This is a genomic window from Luteimonas sp. A534 (assembly GCF_054072805.1).
Genome location: NZ_JBSVRR010000003.1, coordinates 57,981 through 74,666, shown reverse-complemented (window position 1 = coordinate 74,666; position 16,686 = coordinate 57,981). Strand labels below are relative to the sequence as shown.

The following is a 16,686-nucleotide window of genomic DNA, read 5'->3' as shown; positions in this document are numbered from 1 at the left end:
GCGCCCTCAGAGCATCGCCCGGCGCATGTCGCCGAGCAGCTGTGCGAGATAGGCGGTGAAGCGCGCCGCCGAGGCACCGTCGATCACCCGGTGGTCGTAACTGAGCGACAGCGGCAGGATGAGCCGCGGCTTGAACTTCTCGCCATTCCAGACCGGCTTCATCGCGGTCTTGGACACGCCCAGGATCGCCACCTCGGGCGCGTTGACGATCGGCGTGAAGCTGGTGCCGCCGATGCCGCCCAGCGAGCTGATCGAGAAGCAGCCGCCGGACATGTCGGCGGGCCCGAGCTTGCCGTCGCGCGCCTTCTTCGCCAGCGCCGAGGTCTCCTGCGCGATCTGCATCACGCCCTTGCGGTCGCAGTCGCGCACCACCGGCACCACCAGCCCGTTGGGCGTGTCGGCCGCGAAGCCGACGTGGAAATATTTCTTCAGCGTCAGCGTCTCGCCCGAAGCATCGAGCGAAGCATTGAACTCCGGATACTTCTGCAGCGCGGACACCACCGCCTTCATGATGAAGGCGAGCATGGTGAGCTTGATGCCCTCCCCGCTCCTGTCGGCCGCGCTTTCCTTGTTCAGCGCGACGCGCAGCGCTTCGAGGTCGGTGACATCGGCATCGTCGTGCTGGGTGACGTGCGGGATCATCGCCCAGTTGCGCGCCAGGTTGGCACCGCTGATCTTGCGGATCCGCGACAGCGGCTGCTCTTCGATTTCGCCGAACTTCGAGAAGTCGACCTTCGGCCAGGGCAGCAGGTTGAGCCCGCCGCCCGCGGCCACCGCGCCGCCACCCGCGGCAGCGCCGCCGGCCAGCGTCGCCTTGACGAACTGCTGCACGTCCTCGCGGGTGATGCGCCCGCCCCGCGCGCTGCCCTTCACCCGCGCCAGGTCGACGCCGAGCTCGCGCGCGAACAGGCGGACGGCCGGGCTGGCGTAGGGGACCTTGCCCGGCAGCAGTGCGTCGGCGTCGAAACGACGCGGTGGCGCCGTGTCTTCGGCCGGGGTCACGGAGGCCTGGCGGTCGATCGATGCCTGGGCGATGTTGTCGGCGGCGGCCGGGACGGCCACGGGCTCGACCTGGGTGCCGGTCTCGGCGGCGGGCGCGGCCTTCGAGGGCGCCTCGGGCTGGGCGCGCTGCGTTGCAGCTGCGTCCGTCGATGCTCCGCGAGCGTCCGCGCTGCCAGCGGCGGCGGCCTTGCCGGCGCCGGTATCCTCGGCGCCCGCGTCGTCACCGGCCGGTTCGATCAGCGCGACCAGGCCACCTTCGGACAGGGAGTCGCCCACCTTGACCTTGACCTCGCGCACCGTGCCCGCGAACGGTGCCGGGACTTCCATCGTCGCCTTGTCGGACTCCAGCGTGATCAGGCTCTGGTCCTTCTCCACGACATCGCCGGGCGCAACCAGCACCTCGATCACCGGGACGTCGTCGAAGCCACCGATGTCCGGTACGCGTGCTTCCTGGGGGCTGGCCATCGGGGTCTCCACGGGCGATCTGATCGGACCGCTATTGTGGCCCTGCGGGATGCACCCGCCAACCTCGACCGGGGAAGGAGGCCCCGCGACGCCACGACGTCGCCGCAGGGCCGTGGGGGAACTAGCGCGTGCCCTTCGGGGCGCGGACCTCGAGCAGGTCCAGCCGGCTGCCATCGGGCAGGCGGAATTCCAGCGCCTCGTCGATCGCGTCCAGCGCCTCCATGCGGCGGCACAGGGCCTGGGCGTCGGCTTCCAGGGCGCGGGCGCGGGGTTCGACCAGGGCTTCGATCTGCGCGTCGAGGTTCTCGAGGCGCTGGAACCGGGCGGCATCGCCGCTGAAGGCCGCCCGCATCGCGCCGCCGACGATGTCGCCGATCAGGTGCGGGACCACCTTGGCAACGGCCTCGCCGATGGCGTCGCCCAGGTTGCCGCGGTCGAAACGGGTGGGACCCACGGCCTTCGCCAGCTCGACGTCGAGCACCACGCGTGCCTCTTCCAGCCGCTTGCGGCTGGCCTCGGGGTCGCTGCCGAAGCCCGCGGCCACTTCCGCCAGGGCGTCGAAGGCGATCGCGGTCGCTTCGCGCGCGATGTCCGCCGCCAGCGGCATGGCCGCGCGCGCCTGGCGCTCATAGTCGGCCAGGCGCCCGGCATCGGCCGGCGACACCGCGACCCAGCGGTCGTCGATGAACAGCTGCCCCTGGCGCATCAGCACCGTGTGCGGGGAGCCGTCCTGGTCCAGCAGCACCACGCTGCGCCCGGTGAGATGGAAGTCGTAGTCACTGTCGACGCTGCAGTCATCGACGTGCACCTGGGCCACGGCGTCACCAGCGGCGAACAGCAGCAGCGGAAGCAACAGCGTGCCCGTGGACTTGCGCATGGCGGTTCCCTCGATGGTGGATGCGGACACCAGTATGTGGGCCGCGTCCGCACCCATGGACGTGCCGTTGGGGGCAATGACCATGGTCACGAGCGGTTCACCCGCGTCAAGGCGGCGTGGGGCGGATGAACCGGCCGTGCAGAAGTTCCATCGCGAAACGGCCCGCGACAAGCGCGATTCATGCACGCATCGATAGGGTGGCGGCGCCCCACTCCCCGGGGCCTACAGGTTTTTAACGAGGAGACTCCCCCATGTCCCGCATTTCCCCCATCGCCAGCATCCTGGTTCCCGCGGCCCTGGCCATCGCCATCGCGCCGTCGGCATTCGCCCAGGACAGCGCCGCCGACAAGCGCGTGTCCGTGGTCGCCGGTTATTCGATGGTCGAGCCGACCCGCAATCCCGAGATCGCCGGCACGCGCACCGAATTCGACGGCGAGGGCACCCCGACCCTTGGCGTGACCTACCACATCACCGACAACTGGGGCGTCGAAGCCTGGGCCGCCGACAGCTACGGCCAGCGCATCAACGCTGGCGGCGGCAAGGTCGGCAGCGCCAAGGCGCAGCCCTACTCGCTGAGCGGCCAGTACCGCTTCGGCACGCCCGACAGCACGCTGCGTCCGTTCGTGGGCCTCGGCTACCACGAGACCAACTACGACAGCGAAAGCCTCGCGAGCGGCGACCGCCTCGGCATGGAGACCGCCACGGGCGCGGTGGCCACGGTCGGCTTGGACGTCAACATCACCCCGACCTGGTTCGCCCGTGCCGACGCACGCTATTTCCAGGCGGACTCGGACGTGGAGATCAACGGCGTGAAGGCCGGCGATGCCAAGCTCGACCCGGTCGTGCTGGGCGTGGGCGTTGGCGCCCGCTTCTGATCCAGCCGCGAACTTGTCGCGACACCACGCAAGTAAACGGGCCCTTCGGGGCCCGTTTTTTTTGGCTCTCTCATTTCCAATTCGAGGGAATGGGGCGCCAGTGATTCAACGGGCGGCGGGGGCCAAGGCCCCCGCTGGGCAGCAGTACGGGGCGGCCCCTCGAGCAAAGCCGGTATCCCGCGCACCTGCAGCAACGCCGAGCCCCGTCGTGGCCGGGAGGCCTTCGCGGGGAAGTAAAGGAGGAGGCATCCGCCGCCAGGCGGATGCCGGGGGACATGAGCCGCGAAGGCCTCCCGGCCGCGGCGGGGCCCTCCAGCTCACGGGCTGACTCAGGTGTCCTGCGCGGGAGCGGGCGCCGGCTGTGCGCGCACCACGCGCTCGCGTCGCATCAAGTACAGGCCACTGACCACGACGATTCCCGCGCCCAGCCAGGTCATGCCGTCGGGCAAGGCCTGCCACAGCACCAGGTCGAGCAGCACCACCCAGACCAGCGCGGTGTATTCCAGCGGCGCGATCAGCGAGGCCTCGCCCAGGCGGAACGCGTGCGTGAGCGCGATCTGCCCCAGGGTCCCCGACACCGCGATCCCGCCCAGCAGCCAGGCATCCGCTGCGCGCAGCGGTACCCACCCCGGCCAGGCCAGCAGCCCCGCGCCGACGGCGACCATGCCCAGGAACCAGAACACCAGCGCCTGCGCACTGTCGCGCTGCGCCAGCATGCGCACCGTGACCACGGACGCCGCGTAGCAGACGGTGGCGAACAGCACCAGCAGTCCGGCGCTGGTGAGCATGCCTTCGCCACCGGGCCGCAGCACCACCAGCACGCCGATGATGCCGACCGCGATCGCGGTCCAGCGCCGCGGGCCGACGTGCTCGCGCAGCAGCGGCACCGCCATCGCGGTCACCAGCAGCGGGCCGACGAAGGTGATGGCGTAGGCGGTCGACATCGGCAGGTCGCGCAGCCCGGCGACGAAACACGACAGGAACAGCACGCCGAGCACGCCGCGCAACAGGTGCAGCGGCCAATGCACGCGGAACAGCGGCCTGAGGCCCGTGGTCGCCGCCGCCCAGGCCACCACCAGCGGCAGCCCGACCATGCCGCGCAGCGCGGCCACCTGCATCGGCGGGTAGTGGCCGGCGAGCTGCTTCATGCAGGCGTCCATCACGCACAGCACCGCCACCGCGAACAGCATCGCCAGCAACGCACGGCTGTGGTCGCGCGCGGCGACGGCGTCCGCCGCGCCGTCACCGGCGACACCGGGGGTAACCGGATCCATGCTGTCGTCAGGCGCCGAAGGTGGCGGCGTCGATCACGAAGCGGTAGCGCACGTCGCCGGCCAGCATGCGTTCGTAGGCATCGTTGATGTTCGCCGCGTCGATCAGCTCGATGTCGCTGGCCACGCCGTTGGCGGCGCAGAAGTCGAGCATTTCCTGGGTCTCGCGGATGCCGCCGATCAGCGACCCCGCCAGGCGGCGGCGGCCCATCACCAGCGACGATGCCGCCACCGGCGTCGGCTCCGGGATACCGAGCAGCACCATGGTGCCGTCGATCTTCAGCATGCCCAGGTAGAGGTTGTAGTCGTGCGCGGCGGACGCCGTGTCGAGGATCATGTCGAAGCGCTTCGCCAGGCGCCGCACGGCCGTCTTGTCATCGCCTGCAACCTCGAAGGCGTGCGCGCCCAGCTTCATCGCGTCCTCGCGCTTGCGCTCCGAGGTGCTGAGCACGGTCACGCGCGCACCCATCGCCACGCCCAGCTTGACCGCCATGTGGCCCAGCCCGCCCAGCCCCACCACGCCGAGCTCGTCGCCGGCCTTGAGCCCGAACTGGCGCAGCGGCGAGAAGGTGGTGATGCCCGCGCACAGCAGCGGCGCGGCGCGGTCCAGCGGCAGGCCCTCGGGAATGCGCAGCACGTAGTCCTGGTGGACGGTGATGCGCGTGGAGTAGCCGCCCTGCGTGGTTTCGCCAGTGGACGGATCGACGCTGGCGTAGGTGCCGACCATGCCCTTCTCGCAGTACTGCTCCTCGCCGGCCGCGCACTGCGCGCAGCTGCGGCAGGAATCGACGAAGCAGCCGACGCCGACCGCATCGCCCACCTTGTAGCGGTCCACGCCCTCGCCGACCGCGGCCACGTGACCGACGATCTCGTGGCCCGGCACCAGCGGGTATGCGACCGGACCCCACTCGCCGCGCACGGTGTGCAGGTCGGAGTGGCAGATGCCGCAATAGCGGATGTCGATCAGGACTTCGCCTGCGCGCGGGTCGCGGCGTTCCAGACTCCAGGGGGCCAGCGGCGCGGTGGCGGACGTGGCGGCATAGGCGGCGGTCTTGTGCATCGAAGGGCTCCGGGGGCGGCCGGTGGGGGCGGTGGGACGCCCATGATGCACGAGGCCCGTGGCGGACGGGTTGCGGTACCCTGAAGCCCCGTTTTTTCAAGATGGAACGCGCCATGCCGTCCTTCGACATCGTCTCGGAAGTCGACACCCACGAGCTGACCAATGCCGTCGACCAAGCCAACCGCGAGTTGGCCACGCGCTTCGATTTCAAGGGCGTCGACGCCGCCTACGAGCGCGAGGACGCCGTGATCACCCAGCGCGCGCCCAGCGACTTCCAGCTGCAGCAGATGACCGACATCCTGCGTGCCCGCCTGGCAGCCCGGAAGATCGACACCCGCTGCCTGGAGTTCGGCGACGTCGAAAGCAACCTCGCCGGCGCGCGGCAGAAGGTCACCGTCAAGCAGGGCATCGAGCGCGAGCTTGCGAAGAAGATCGGCAACGAGATCAAGGCCGCCAAGCTGAAGGTCGACACGCAGATCAATGGCGACAAGCTGCGCGTCACCGGCAAGAAGCGCGACGACCTGCAGGCCGCGATGGCCCTGCTGCGCAGCAAGGAATTCGAGCTGCCGCTGCAGTTCGACAACTTCCGCGACTGACCCCGGCGATGCACGCGACCCACGATCCGATCGTTGACACCGAACGCTGGCTGCAGCGCGCGGTCATCGGCCTCAACCTGTGCCCGTTCGCCAAGGCCGTGGTCACCAAGGGCCAGCTGCGCATGGTGCTGAGCGAGGCCCGCGACGAGGCGGCGCTGCTGGAACAGCTGGGCGAAGAGCTGCTGCGCCTGCGCGACACCCCGGCCGACGTCATCGACACCACGCTGATCGTGCACCCGCAGGTGCTGGGCGACTTCCTCGACTACAACGATTTCCTCGAGTCCGCCGACGCCCTCGTCGGGGAACTCGAACTCGAGGGCGTGCTCCAGGTCGCGAGCTTCCATCCGCAGTACCAGTTCGCCGACAGCCATCCGGACGACATCGCCAACAGCACCAACCGCTCGCCCTGGCCAACCCTGCACCTGTTGCGCGAGGACAGCGTCAGCCGCGCCGTCGAGGCGTTCCCGGATCCGGACAGCATCGTCGAGCGCAATATCGCGACGCTGGAGAATCTGGGGCATGCGGGGTGGCGGGAGCTTTTGCGGGACGATTCCTAGGCATTGAAGCCAGCCTGTTTCCAGGCTACGTGAGAGAGCGTGACCTGGAGGGCCCCCGCCGCGGCCGGCAGGCCTTCGCGGCTCATGTCCCCCGGCATCCGCCGGCGGCGGATGCCTCCTCCTTTACTTCCCCGCGAAGGCCTGCCGGCCGCGACGAGGCTCGGCTTCGGCTGCAGATGCGCAAGGTCCGGGCTTCGCTCTCGGGCCACTGCGTACTGTTGCGCACCGGGTGCCAAGGCCCTTGAGAGCGAAGTAAAGGAGGAGGCGCTGGCCGCAGGCCATCGCCGGGGGACATGAGCACTCAAGGGCCTTGGTACCCGGCGCCCGAGAGCATCAATGGCGCGCCTCTCCTCAGTTGGGAGAAGAACCCAAAAAAAGCCCGTCGCGCTCCACCGCGTCGAGCATCCGCCACTGCCCTTCCGCAAGCCCGCCCAGGGACAACCCACCGACTGCGCTGCGGTGCAGGGTTTCGACATGGTTCCCCACCGCCGCAAACATCCGCCGCACCTGGTGGTAACGGCCCTCATGCAGCGTCAGCCGCGCCTGCGTCGACGACACCATCTCCAGCTCCGCGGGCAGCAGCGGCGTCTTCTCCGATTCCAGCATCAGCGTCCCGCTGGCGAAGGTCGCGGCCTCGTCGCCCCGCAACGGCTCGGCCAGCGTCGCCTCGTACACCTTGGGCAGCTTCGACTTCGGCGAAATGATCCGGTGCAGCAGCTGGCCGTCATCGGTGAACAGCAGCAGGCCGCTGGTCTCGCGGTCCAGCCGTCCCACCGTCGACAGCGTGGGCGAACGGAGCGCGAAGCGCGGCGGCAGCAGGTCGTACACCAGGCGACCGCGGTCCTTGGTCGAGCAGGTGTAGCCCGCGGGCTTGTGCAGCATCAGCAGCAGGCCCGGCGGCGGATCCAGCGGCTCGCCGTCCACGCGCACGTCGTCCCAGCCCGGCTCGTCGTCCGCGTACAGCACCTCCCCCGCGGCGTCGGTGACCCGGCCTTCGCGGAACATCATCGCGACCTGCTTGCGGCTGCCGAAACCCAGGTTGGCCAGCGTCTTGACCAGCTTCATCGCCGTGTACGCACCGGCACCGGACGCGCCGCCGCGGCCTTCACCGCCTCCACCACCTTGAAGCCGCCTTCCTGCGCCACGAGCCGCGCTTCGCCGAAGCCCGCGCCGAGCGCCTGCTCGTAGGGCAGGTGGCGGTTGGCGACCAGCCACAGGCGTCCGCCGGGTCGAAGCGCCTGCGCCGCGGCTGCGATGAAGGCGCGGCCGATGTCCGGGCGCTCGCGGCCGTTGGGCGAGTGGAAGGGCGGATTGGTGACGATCACGTCGTACGTGCCCGGAACGCCCGCCACCACGTCGTGCCAGTGGAAGCCAGGCGCCACGCGCAGCGCGAAGCCGGCGAGGTTGTGGCGGGCCAGCGCCAGCGCGCGGGCGTCGGCCTCGAAGGCGTCCAGCGCGGTGATGCCCGGGCTGCGTTCGAGCAGCTCGGCGGCGAGGTAGCCATAGCCGGCGCCGAGGTCGGCCGCGCGCCCCGCGAGATCCGCCGGCAGGTGCCGCGCCAGGAGCGCCGAGGCGAAGTCGATGCGGTCCCATGCGAACACGCCCGGACGGCTGAGGAAGCGCCCGCCAGCCACCGGCCGAGGTGCGTCGAGCCCGCGCCACTGCGCCGCCAGCGCGGGGTCACCGCCGGGCTGGCCGGCACGCGCCCAGAACACCCGGCACTTGTGCTTGCTGCGGCTGGTCACCGGGCCGGCGATGCGGGCGAAATCGGCCTCGGCGGACTTCGCGCCGGCATCGTTGGCCACGCTGGCGACCACGAAGGCACCGGGCGCCGCGCGCGCCAGCGCCTCGGCGAACAGCGCCCGCGCTTCCTCCCGCTGCCGCGGTGGCAGGAGCAGGACCAGCGGCCTCTGGCCGGAGGCGGCAGCGGCACTGCCGTCGCCACCAGGGTCTACACCGGCCGCTGCGTGGGCCCCTGAATCCGGACCCGTTGCCGAAACGTCCCGATGGTCGGCACCGGCCTTGGCCGCATCGCCTTCACCACCGGCGACAGTGAAGCCAAGCCTCTGCAGCCCGTCGGCATCGGGCTTGAACGCGGTTTCGCACACCAGGTCCGGCCAGTCGGGCGCAGCCAGTGCCGCGCCGGCCCGGGCGTGCATGAACAGCGCACCGGGCTCGCGCGCCAGCGTGCCGTCGGCGAAGGGAAGCAGCAGCGCGTCGAGGGCGGGATCGCCTTGGCTGGACATCAGGGGCTCGGGTTCATCGGAAGGACCGGGGATTGTAGTGCGGCGGCCGCCGTGCACGCGGCAACAACGCGCGCTTCATCGGGCGCGAATGCCGCTTTTGCCAGCATCGACCCCAACCCATGCAAGCAGAGGAAACGCCATGCGCGCACTTTTCGTCGGCGGCCCCGTCGACAACAGCGAACTCGACATCGATGCCACCACCCCGCCCACGCACTACCCGCCCGATACCGGCAGCGGGCAGTCGCGCTACCGCCTGCACCAGGTCGGTCGCAAGGATGGGGCGGTGGTCTACGCGGTCTACGGCGCGCCCGACAGTGCCGACGAGGAAGTGATCGCGATCGCGGAAGAGCGCGACTACGCGCGGCGTTTCGAGGCCCAGCCGGAGCAGGCCCGGGCCTGAGCGCGCCGCGTCCTCAGCCCTGCAGTTCCCTCAGGGTCACTGCCGGCGGCGCGTCGAGTACGCGCCGTGTGGCCCAGAGGCCCGCGACCAGGGCCGCGGCCATGCCGGCCAGACCGCCCAGGGCCGCCATCCCGATGTCCGGCTCCCACGGCAGGTCGAACACCTGCGTGGCCACCACGCCGGCGAGCACTGACGCCGCGACTGCCGCCACCAGTCCCGACAGCAGGCCGATGGCCGCGAACTCCGAAGCCTGCGCCAGGCGCAGCTGTCGCCGGCTGGCACCGAGCACGCGCATCACACCACCTTCCAGCAGGCGCTCATCCTGGCTGGCGCTGATGGCCGCGAGCAGCACCAGCAGGCCGGCGGCCAGCGCGAACCAGAACACCACTTCGACCACGGTCGAGACCTGGTCGGCGGTGTTCCTCACCTGCTCCAGCACGGCGTCGACGTCGATCACCGAAACGTTCGGATAGCGCTCGACCAGCGCGCGGGTGAACGCGGTGTCGCCCTGCGGCACGCTGACCGCGGTGATCCAGCTTGCCGGATAGCCTTCCAGCGCGCCAGGCGAGAACAGCACGAAGAAGTTGGGCCGGAAGCTTTCCCAATCGACCTCGCGCAGGCTGGTGACCGTGCCCTCGATGCGGCGCCCGGCGATGTCGAACGCCACGCGGTCGCCCAGCGCCCATCCCAGCGATTCGGCGAACCCGGTCTCGACCGACAGCTCCACGCCACTGCCGCCTTCCGGACCCCAGAACGCGCCTGCGGTCACCCGGTTGTCATCGCGCAGGGCGTCGGCGGTCGACAGGTTGAACTCGCGGTCGGCGCGCCGCTGCGCACGCTGCGCGTCCTCGCCTTCTTCATCCGCGTAGTCGGCACCGCTCACCACCTCACCGTTGTGCGTGGCCAGGCGCCCGCGCACCATCGGGTACAGCACCGGCTCCGCCAGCCCCTGCGCGGCGGCGACTTCGGCCACGCCGGCGACCTGGTCCTGCTGCACGTTGACGATGAAGCGGTTCGGCGCCTCCTCTGACAGCGCCAGCTGCCAGCGCGCGACCAGGTCGGTGCGCACGAACGTCAGCAGCAGCAGCGCCATCAGGCCCAGGCCCAGCGCCGACACCTGGGCGATGCTGGTGCCGGCGCGGCGGCTGACGTTGGCCAGGCCGTAGCGCGCGCTCCCGCGCAGCCGGGTGCGCAGACGGCGCACCGCGAGGATCATCAACCAGGCCAGCAGAGCGAGCACGCCCAGCGTGGCCGCGATGCCGACGAGCATCGCGATCGCAAGCGTCGCCGACCCTGCCTGCCACCACAGCAGCGCGCCGATGCCGGCCACGCCCGCAGCGAGCACGAGCAGCGCCGCCGGCTCGGTGGGATCGAGGTCGCGGCGCAGCACGCTCAGCGCCGGCACGCGGCGCAGCGCCAGCACCGGCGGCGCGGCGAAGGCAAGCAGCACCACCATGCCGACGCCATAGCCGCCCAGCGCCGGCATCACGCCGGCCGGCGGAATCGCAATGCCGAGCATGCCCGCCAGCCAGCCACCGATCACCCACTGCAGCGCCCACGCGATGGCCACGCCCACGGTGCAGGCAAGCAGGCCGAGCATCAGCAGTTCGCCGATGTGGATGCCGGCAAGCGTCCCCTGGCTCGCGCCCAGGCAGCGCATCACCGCCGCGCCCTGCAGGTGGCGCGCGCTGTGCCGGCGCGCGGCCATCGCCACCGCCACCGCGGCCAGCACCACCGACACCAGCGCGGCCAGGCCCAGGAAACGACCGGCGCGATCAAGCGCGGAACGCACTTCGGGGCGCGCATCCGCCGCGGTCTCCAGGCGCTGTCCACGCGCGAGGTTGTCGCGCGCGACGGTGGTAAAGCGCTCGACGGCGCCGGCATCGTCCCCGGCAACCACCAGCCGATAGCGGATGCGGCTGCCCTCCTGCACCAGGCCGGTCGCGGCGAGGTCGTCGGGATGGATGAACACCTTGGGCGCGACGTTGAAGTAGTCGAGCGCGGCATCGGGCTCCTGCACCACGAGCGCGCCGAGCCGGAGTTCGAGCTCGCCGATGCCGACGCTGTCGCCGATGCGGGCGCCCAACGTGTCGGCGCCTCCGCGGCTCATCCACAAGGTGCCGGGCGCGGGCACGCCCGGGGCCGCGCGCTCGACGCCGTCGGCGCCGGCGATGCGGTACTCGCCACGCAGCGGAAAGCCCTCGCCGATCGCACGCAGCTCGCCGAGCTTCAGCTGGACGTCGGCGCCGCGGCCGACGCGCACCATCGTGTCGAGTTCCACCGTGTCGGCGATGCGCAGGCCGGCGCTCTCCGCCGCATCGCGCGCCCGGCCTTCGATCGGGGCATCGGAGCGCAGCACCGCGTCGCCACCAAGCAGGCGGTTGGCCTCGATCGCCAACGCACGCGCGGCGCGATCGGTCACGAAGCCCACCGCGGTGACGGCCACCACCGCGAGCACCAGCGCCGCCAGCAGGATGCGCACGTCGCCCGACGCGAGGTCGCGCCGCAGCTGGCGCCAGGCAAGCCCGGCGATCTTCATGCCGCCTGCCCGCTGTCGGCGACCAGTCGCCCGCCCTCGATGCGCAGCGTGCGCCGGCAGCGTTCGGCCAGGTGCTCGTCGTGGGTCACCAGCACCAGGGTCGTGCCAGCGTCCTGGTTGAGCGCGAACAGCAGCTCGATGATCGCCTGGCCGGTAGCGGTGTCGAGATTCCCGGTGGGCTCGTCGGCGAACATCAGCGACGGCCCGGTAACGAAGGCGCGCGCGACGGCCACCCGCTGCTGTTCGCCGCCCGACAGCTGGCGCGGATAGTGGGCCAGGCGCTCACCCAGGCCGACCCGGCCAAGGATCGCGCGCGCCGGCCCTTCCGCGTCCGCATCGCCGCGCAGCTCCAGCGGCAGCATCACGTTCTCGAGCGCGGTCAGCGAGGGCAGCAGCTGGAAGTTCTGGAACACGAAGCCGACCTTCTGCGCACGCACCCGCGCGCGGCCGTCCTCGTCGAGCGTGGACAGCGGGGCGCCGTCGATCGTCACCGCGCCGGAGCTCGGCGCGTCCAGGCCGGCCAGCAGCGACAGCAGCGTGCTCTTGCCCGAGCCCGAGGGACCAACCACCGCCACGCTCTCGCCCGGACGGATGCTGAAGCCGACGCCCTCGAGGATCACGAGCTCGCCACCGGGCAGCTGCACGCGCTTGCCGAGGTCGCTGGCGACGAGCGCCGGGGTGGTGGCGGCAGGGGTTCGGGAGGAGTCAGCCATGGTGTCCTTCATCGGGGCATGATGTCCGCTTCGCCGCCACGGTGTAACCGGGCAGCACGACGGACAGGAGCGGGAGTCGCGGGATGAAGACTGGATATTGGGGGCTGCGGCGCCGGCTGCAATGTGCCATGGGTTTGTGCCTGCTGTTCCTGGCCACCGCCGCGCATGCGCAGCCATCGTCCGAGGTGGCGCGCGGGGACGCTGCGCCACGCACCGTGCTGGTCATGGGCGATTCGCTGTCGGCCGCCTACGGCCTGCGCGCGGAACAGGGCTGGGTGGCGCTGCTGGCCGAGCGCATGGCGGACGGTCATCCGGACTGGCGCGTGGTCAACGCCAGCATCAGCGGCGAAACCAGCGCCGGTGGCTCCGCGCGCGTGGTGGGCGAGGTGCTGCGGCACCGCCCCGACGTGGTGGTGATCGCGCTGGGCGCGAACGATGCGCTGCGTGGACTGCCGCTGGCCGAGCTGAAGTACAACCTCGCCCGCATGGTCGGGGCGTCGCAGCACGTCGGCGCGCGGGTGTTGCTGATCGGCATGCGCATGCCGCCCAACCTGGGGCCCGAGTACACGCAGGGCTTCGAGCGCACCTACCGCGAGCTCGGCGCGTTCTTCGACATCCCGCTGCTGCCGTTCCTGCTCGAACCCGTCGCCGTGGACAGGAGCCACTTCATGGACGACAACCTGCATCCGACCGCCGACGCACAGCCGGCCATCCGCGACCACGTCTGGCAGGCACTCGCACCACTGCTGCGCTGAAGCCGGCACCACGCGTCAGCGCGTTTCGACGGAAAGCAGCGGCCAGGGATCAATCGCCGCGCCCTCCCACCAGCGTTGTTCCGGACCCAGCACGAAGATGGCGAAATGCAGGTGCGGCGCTGTCGGATCCGCGTTGCCACTGCTGCCCACGTACCCGATCACCTGACCCTGACGGACATGCTGCTGCTCCGCCAGCCCTGGCGCATAGCGCTCCAGATGGGCGTAGTAATAGGCATGGCGTCCGCCGGGCTCGAACTGGTAGATCGTCAACCCGCCCTGCCTGCTGTCAAAGAGCTTCTCGATATGGCCGTCCGCCACCGCCAGCACCGGCGTGCCGGCGGGCGCCATGATGTCGAGCGCCTCGTGCACGCGCCCTCCGCTGCGCGCGTCCTCGAAGGTGGGCGACAGTTGCGACGGCGCCACGCCCTGCACCGGAACCACGAGGCCAGACGGCAGCACCGGCGCACTCACCTCCATGGGCGGGACGGATCCGGTGTCGACCGGGAGCGCCGGAATGCGTGGCTCGCCTCCTGCGGGGCCAAGGGTGGAGTCACCCGCCCCGGCTTGCATCGAAGTGGGCGCTGCCTCCACTGCACGCCCGCCCGAAGCATCCACAGGCACTGTCGTTGCACGCGTGATGTGCAGCACCTGCGCGCGCTCCGTTGGCGACATCAGCGCCAGATGCACCGCCGCCGCCAGCAACAGGCCGGCCAGGGCCATGGCGATGTACTTCATTCGTTATTCCTGCAGGACCGCCGGCGTGCCGGGCTTCACCGCCTCGGCCAGCGCGCGCACGTTCCAGTTCGTCAGGCGGATGCAACCGTGGGAATCGGTCTTGCCGACGTGCGCGGGCAGCGGCGTGCCATGGATGCCGTAGTGCTCCCTGGACAGGTCCACCCACGCCACGCCGACCGGGTTGTTCGGTCCCGGTGCCAGCGTTGCCTTGGCGTGCGAGGGATCGGCGTCCCAGAACAGGTCCGGGTTGTAGTGGAAGGTCGGATCGAGCGCGACGCCCTGGATGGTCCATTCCCCGATCGGCAGCGGATCATGCTCGCTGCCGGTGGACGCGGGGAACTGGGCTGCCACCGTGCCGTCGGCGGCAAGGAGCTGCACGACGGAATCCGACTTGTCGACCACCACCTTCGCGATCTCCGGCAGCGGCGCCGCGGCGGTCACGCCAGGCACCAGGATGCGCGTCCCCGCGGCGGCCAGGTCGGTGTCGGGATTGAGCCGCTGCAGCAGCGCCGGGCTGGCGTGGAATTTCTCGCCCAGAGCTTCGGCGGCGCTTTCGAAACCGAGTGCATCGAGCTTCGCCTTCTCGATCATGTCGTCGGGCAGCTGTCGGAACGGGCCGGCGACATCCCCTGCCGCGAGTTCGTGTTCGACCAGCACCGGCGCCGCATCCATGTTCAGCGCCTCCCAGGTGGCGGCGTCGAGTTCGCCGCTGGCCGTCAGGTCGCGGCTGCGCTGGAATGCAGCGATCGCTCGTTGGGTGTTCTCGCCGCCCAGGCCGTCGATCTCGCCGGGTGAGAAGCGTGCCCGCTCGAGCAGCACCTGGGCGCGCAACATGGCGCCGTCGCCGGACGTGGTCGCCGCGTCGTTGGCAGCATGCCCGGCGGCCTTCACTGCGGATTCCGCGATGGATCGGGCGGACACGGACTGAGGAGCCGATCCGAGGATCATGCACAGTGCGATGGCAAGCGGCTTGGCCAGGGTCATGCGTTCGTCCTTGGTGGTCAGGTCGCATGGGATGCTGCTGCAGCCGCGACCCGGGTAGCGTGAAGGGTGCGGCGAGGGCTGAACGCACCCTGCAACCCGTATGGAATGCGATTGCCGCGACGCCGACAGGAAGAGCAGACTCGGGGTCCCGACCACAGGAAGGTGTGCCATGTCCCGCCTGCATGTCCCGGCGCTTCTGATCGGCGCGCTGCTTGCACTCGTGCTGGCAGGCCCCGCGAGCGCGATCAACGTCACCGATCCCGACTATCCCCGCAGCCTGGAGCAGGACGGCCCCGTGGCCGTGTCGTGGACGGACCCGTCGCTCTTCACCGAGATCCGCCACAGCCGCAACCGCTTCGAGGCCCGGAATGGCGACTGGGTCCGCGACATCGCCAGGCACGTGGCCAGGCGTTCCGCCAGCGCCCTCGCACCCGGCGAAACGCTCGAGGTCGAGATCACCGACATCAAGCGCGCCGGCGAGTTCGAGCCTGGTGGCGGTCGCAACGACCACGTGCGCATCGTCCGCGACATCTACCCTCCCCGGATACACCTGCGCTATGCCCGACGCGATGCCGCCGGAAGCATCGTCGACAGCGGCGAACGCGAACTCACCGACCTCGGCTTCCTGCACAGGGCCGGCGGTACCGTGTCGATGAGCGACGGTTTGCGGCACGAGAAACGACTGATCGACGATTGGGTCCGCCGCGACCTGGCGCGCGGGGCGCGCTGACCGCGCAATGACGGTCTATGTGGACGACGCAGTCACGCTCTGGCGCGGCCGCCGCTGGGCGCACCTGATGGCCGACACCCTGGACGAACTGCACGCGTTCACCGCGGCGCTGGGCATGCCCCGCCATGCCTTCCAGGACAAGACCAGCGGTGCGCACTACGACGTCACGGCCGAACTGCGCGCACGCGCGATCGCGCTCGGCGCGGTGCCGATCTCCCGCCACCGCGATCGCGAACAGATGCGTGCGGTGATCGCCAATGCCCGCCGCCAGGGGCGCCGGCACCTGCAGTAAAGGGGATAATGCGCGCGTCCACCCCGCTGGAGCCGCCAATGTCCGCCTTCGACCTTTCTCCACCCGATGATGCGCAGCGACGCGCGCTTGCCGAAGCGCTCGATGATGACGCCCGTCGCGTGCTGCTCGCGCATGGCACCGAGGCGCCCTTCTGTGGCGCCTTCCTCGACAACGGACGCGAGGGCGCCTACACCTGCGGGTTCTGCGGCCTGCCCTTGTTCCGCTCCAGCGCCAAGTTCGACTCTGGCACGGGCTGGCCGAGCTTCTTCCAGCCCCTCGACCCGGCACACATCCGACTGGTGCGCGATATCAGCCACGGCATGGTGCGCGTCGAAGAGGTCTGTGCGCGCTGTGGCAGCCACCTGGGCCACGTGTTCCCCGACGGGCCGCCGCCCACCGGCGACCGCCATTGCCTGAACTCGGTCGCGCTGGGCTTCGTGGCCGAAGGCGAGCCGCTTCCCGACCTCCTCGACCGCGGCGCGCCGGAAGGCCGTCCGCTGGGCTGAAGACTGCAGCACGCAGCGCAGCCAAGTATGCTTTTGCGCCACGCGCAGGCGCTGGCGCCCGCTCCCGCGGCAAACTACACGAT

General features: G+C 70.7%; 18 protein-coding genes. 8 read left to right on the top strand and 10 right to left on the bottom strand.

The features are described 5' to 3' along the window. Nucleotides 1-6: 6 nt before the first annotated feature. Both ACW5F0_RS08545 and ACW5F0_RS08540 read right to left on the bottom strand, forming a co-directional pair. Nucleotides 7-1,641, bottom strand: a complete 1,635-nt coding sequence (locus ACW5F0_RS08545; RefSeq protein WP_456999535.1) for a dihydrolipoyllysine-residue acetyltransferase — start codon at nt 1,639-1,641, stop codon at nt 7-9. Then, the gene (locus ACW5F0_RS08540) at nt 1,589-2,428 is read right to left on the bottom strand and encodes a DUF2884 family protein (RefSeq protein ID WP_456999660.1); all 840 of its coding nucleotides are present in this window, start codon (nt 2,426-2,428) and stop codon (nt 1,589-1,591) included. Before ACW5F0_RS08540 ends, ACW5F0_RS08545 begins: the two co-directional genes overlap by 53 nt. A 167-nt stretch (nt 2,429-2,595) precedes the next feature. Here ACW5F0_RS08540 and ACW5F0_RS08535 point away from each other — a divergent pair, with 167 nt between their 5' ends. Next, entirely contained in the window at nt 2,596-3,219 is a 624-nt protein-coding gene (locus ACW5F0_RS08535; protein ID WP_456963521.1) for an OmpW/AlkL family protein, read from the top strand. A gap of 329 nt (nt 3,220-3,548) precedes the next feature. Here the strand turns inward: ACW5F0_RS08535 and ACW5F0_RS08530 are convergent, their stop codons facing one another. Then, nucleotides 3,549-4,409, bottom strand: a complete 861-nt coding sequence (locus ACW5F0_RS08530; protein ID WP_456965196.1) for a DMT family transporter — start codon at nt 4,407-4,409, stop codon at nt 3,549-3,551. Nucleotides 4,410-4,500: 91 nt separating this feature from the next. Beyond that, the gene (locus ACW5F0_RS08525) at nt 4,501-5,550 is read right to left on the bottom strand and encodes an NAD(P)-dependent alcohol dehydrogenase (protein WP_456963520.1); all 1,050 of its coding nucleotides are present in this window, start codon (nt 5,548-5,550) and stop codon (nt 4,501-4,503) included. A 113-nt stretch (nt 5,551-5,663) separates the two neighbouring features. Here ACW5F0_RS08525 and ACW5F0_RS08520 point away from each other — a divergent pair, with 113 nt between their 5' ends. Together ACW5F0_RS08520 and ACW5F0_RS08515 are read left to right on the top strand one after the other, a co-directional pair. After that, nucleotides 5,664-6,146 (top strand): YajQ family cyclic di-GMP-binding protein, encoded by a 483-nt coding sequence (locus ACW5F0_RS08520; protein WP_456963519.1) that lies wholly within the window; start codon nt 5,664-5,666, stop codon nt 6,144-6,146. A gap of 8 nt (nt 6,147-6,154) precedes the next feature. After that, a complete protein-coding gene (locus tag ACW5F0_RS08515) occupies nt 6,155-6,703 on the top strand; it encodes a DUF1415 domain-containing protein (protein ID WP_456963518.1) in 549 nt (182 codons plus the stop codon). Between the two features lie 351 nt (nt 6,704-7,054). Here the strand turns inward: ACW5F0_RS08515 and ACW5F0_RS08510 are convergent, their stop codons facing one another. Together ACW5F0_RS08510 and ACW5F0_RS08505 are read right to left on the bottom strand one after the other, a co-directional pair. Continuing rightward, nucleotides 7,055-7,768, bottom strand: coding sequence for a pseudouridine synthase (locus tag ACW5F0_RS08510; protein ID WP_456963517.1), 714 nt, complete (start codon nt 7,766-7,768; stop codon nt 7,055-7,057). Further along, the gene (locus tag ACW5F0_RS08505) at nt 7,765-8,949 is read right to left on the bottom strand and encodes a class I SAM-dependent methyltransferase (protein WP_456999533.1); all 1,185 of its coding nucleotides are present in this window, start codon (nt 8,947-8,949) and stop codon (nt 7,765-7,767) included. Before ACW5F0_RS08505 ends, ACW5F0_RS08510 begins: the two co-directional genes overlap by 4 nt. Nucleotides 8,950-9,088: 139 nt before the next feature. Here ACW5F0_RS08505 and ACW5F0_RS08500 point away from each other — a divergent pair, with 139 nt between their 5' ends. Then, nucleotides 9,089-9,349, top strand: a complete 261-nt coding sequence (locus ACW5F0_RS08500) for a hypothetical protein (RefSeq protein WP_456963515.1) — start codon at nt 9,089-9,091, stop codon at nt 9,347-9,349. 13 nt (nt 9,350-9,362) lie between these two features. Here ACW5F0_RS08500 and ACW5F0_RS08495 read toward each other — a convergent pair whose 3' ends face one another. Together ACW5F0_RS08495 and ACW5F0_RS08490 are read right to left on the bottom strand one after the other, a co-directional pair. Further along, complete coding sequence (locus ACW5F0_RS08495; RefSeq protein ID WP_456963514.1) at nt 9,363-11,888, bottom strand: ABC transporter permease; 2,526 nt, start codon at nt 11,886-11,888, stop codon at nt 9,363-9,365. Next, nucleotides 11,885-12,601: an ABC transporter ATP-binding protein gene (locus ACW5F0_RS08490; protein WP_456963513.1), complete on the bottom strand. Its 717-nt coding sequence runs from the start codon at nt 12,599-12,601 to the stop codon at nt 11,885-11,887. Before ACW5F0_RS08490 ends, ACW5F0_RS08495 begins: the two co-directional genes overlap by 4 nt. Before the next feature lie 128 nt (nt 12,602-12,729). On the opposite strand from ACW5F0_RS08490, the gene ACW5F0_RS08485 reads away from it, so the two are divergent. Next, entirely contained in the window at nt 12,730-13,356 is a 627-nt protein-coding gene (locus tag ACW5F0_RS08485; protein ID WP_456999532.1) for an arylesterase, read from the top strand. Between the two features lie 15 nt (nt 13,357-13,371). Here ACW5F0_RS08485 and ACW5F0_RS08480 read toward each other — a convergent pair whose 3' ends face one another. Both ACW5F0_RS08480 and ACW5F0_RS08475 read right to left on the bottom strand, forming a co-directional pair. Continuing rightward, the gene (locus tag ACW5F0_RS08480) at nt 13,372-14,091 is read right to left on the bottom strand and encodes a M23 family metallopeptidase (RefSeq protein ID WP_456963511.1); all 720 of its coding nucleotides are present in this window, start codon (nt 14,089-14,091) and stop codon (nt 13,372-13,374) included. A 3-nt stretch (nt 14,092-14,094) separates the two neighbouring features. Then, nucleotides 14,095-15,075 (bottom strand): L,D-transpeptidase family protein, encoded by a 981-nt coding sequence (locus ACW5F0_RS08475; RefSeq protein WP_456963510.1) that lies wholly within the window; start codon nt 15,073-15,075, stop codon nt 14,095-14,097. A gap of 169 nt (nt 15,076-15,244) precedes the next feature. On the opposite strand from ACW5F0_RS08475, the gene ACW5F0_RS08470 reads away from it, so the two are divergent. The 3 genes from ACW5F0_RS08470 to msrB are packed head-to-tail and all read left to right on the top strand — an operon-like array spanning nt 15,245 to nt 16,603. Next, nucleotides 15,245-15,805, top strand: coding sequence for a DUF3016 domain-containing protein (locus ACW5F0_RS08470; protein ID WP_456963509.1), 561 nt, complete (start codon nt 15,245-15,247; stop codon nt 15,803-15,805). A gap of 7 nt (nt 15,806-15,812) precedes the next feature. Next, the gene (locus ACW5F0_RS08465; RefSeq protein ID WP_456999531.1) at nt 15,813-16,097 is read left to right on the top strand and encodes a DUF4031 domain-containing protein; all 285 of its coding nucleotides are present in this window, start codon (nt 15,813-15,815) and stop codon (nt 16,095-16,097) included. Nucleotides 16,098-16,135: 38 nt separating this feature from the next. Continuing rightward, nucleotides 16,136-16,603 carry a peptide-methionine (R)-S-oxide reductase MsrB gene (gene msrB / locus ACW5F0_RS08460; protein ID WP_456963507.1) on the top strand — a complete coding sequence of 156 codons (468 nt, stop codon included), beginning with the start codon at nt 16,136-16,138 and terminating at the stop codon, nt 16,601-16,603. Nucleotides 16,604-16,686: the final 83 nt, after the last annotated feature.

Bases quoted from the DNA above. Each gene is read 5' to 3' on its own strand.
- ACW5F0_RS08545 (WP_456999535.1), bottom strand. From the start codon at position 1,641: ATGGCAGCCGGCTGGACCTGCTCGAGGTCCGCGCCCCGAAGGGCACGC.
- ACW5F0_RS08540 (WP_456999660.1), bottom strand. From the start codon at position 2,428: ATGGTCATTGCCCCCAACGGCACGTCCATGGGTGCGGACGCGGCCCAC.
- ACW5F0_RS08535 (WP_456963521.1), top strand. From the start codon at position 2,596: ATGTCCCGCATTTCCCCCATCGCCAGCATCCTGGTTCCCGCGGCCCTG.
- ACW5F0_RS08530 (WP_456965196.1), bottom strand. From the start codon at position 4,409: ATGCTGTTCGCGGTGGCGGTGCTGTGCGTGATGGACGCCTGCATGAAG.
- ACW5F0_RS08525 (WP_456963520.1), bottom strand. From the start codon at position 5,550: ATGCACAAGACCGCCGCCTATGCCGCCACGTCCGCCACCGCGCCGCTG.
- ACW5F0_RS08520 (WP_456963519.1), top strand. From the start codon at position 5,664: ATGCCGTCCTTCGACATCGTCTCGGAAGTCGACACCCACGAGCTGACC.
- ACW5F0_RS08515 (WP_456963518.1), top strand. From the start codon at position 6,155: ATGCACGCGACCCACGATCCGATCGTTGACACCGAACGCTGGCTGCAG.
- ACW5F0_RS08510 (WP_456963517.1), bottom strand. From the start codon at position 7,768: ATGAAGCTGGTCAAGACGCTGGCCAACCTGGGTTTCGGCAGCCGCAAG.
- ACW5F0_RS08505 (WP_456999533.1), bottom strand. From the start codon at position 8,949: ATGTCCAGCCAAGGCGATCCCGCCCTCGACGCGCTGCTGCTTCCCTTC.
- ACW5F0_RS08500 (WP_456963515.1), top strand. From the start codon at position 9,089: ATGCGCGCACTTTTCGTCGGCGGCCCCGTCGACAACAGCGAACTCGAC.
- ACW5F0_RS08495 (WP_456963514.1), bottom strand. From the start codon at position 11,888: ATGAAGATCGCCGGGCTTGCCTGGCGCCAGCTGCGGCGCGACCTCGCG.
- ACW5F0_RS08490 (WP_456963513.1), bottom strand. From the start codon at position 12,601: ATGGCTGACTCCTCCCGAACCCCTGCCGCCACCACCCCGGCGCTCGTC.
- ACW5F0_RS08485 (WP_456999532.1), top strand. From the start codon at position 12,730: ATGGGTTTGTGCCTGCTGTTCCTGGCCACCGCCGCGCATGCGCAGCCA.
- ACW5F0_RS08480 (WP_456963511.1), bottom strand. From the start codon at position 14,091: ATGAAGTACATCGCCATGGCCCTGGCCGGCCTGTTGCTGGCGGCGGCG.
- ACW5F0_RS08475 (WP_456963510.1), bottom strand. From the start codon at position 15,075: ATGACCCTGGCCAAGCCGCTTGCCATCGCACTGTGCATGATCCTCGGA.
- ACW5F0_RS08470 (WP_456963509.1), top strand. From the start codon at position 15,245: ATGTCCCGCCTGCATGTCCCGGCGCTTCTGATCGGCGCGCTGCTTGCA.
- ACW5F0_RS08465 (WP_456999531.1), top strand. From the start codon at position 15,813: ATGACGGTCTATGTGGACGACGCAGTCACGCTCTGGCGCGGCCGCCGC.
- msrB (WP_456963507.1), top strand. From the start codon at position 16,136: ATGTCCGCCTTCGACCTTTCTCCACCCGATGATGCGCAGCGACGCGCG.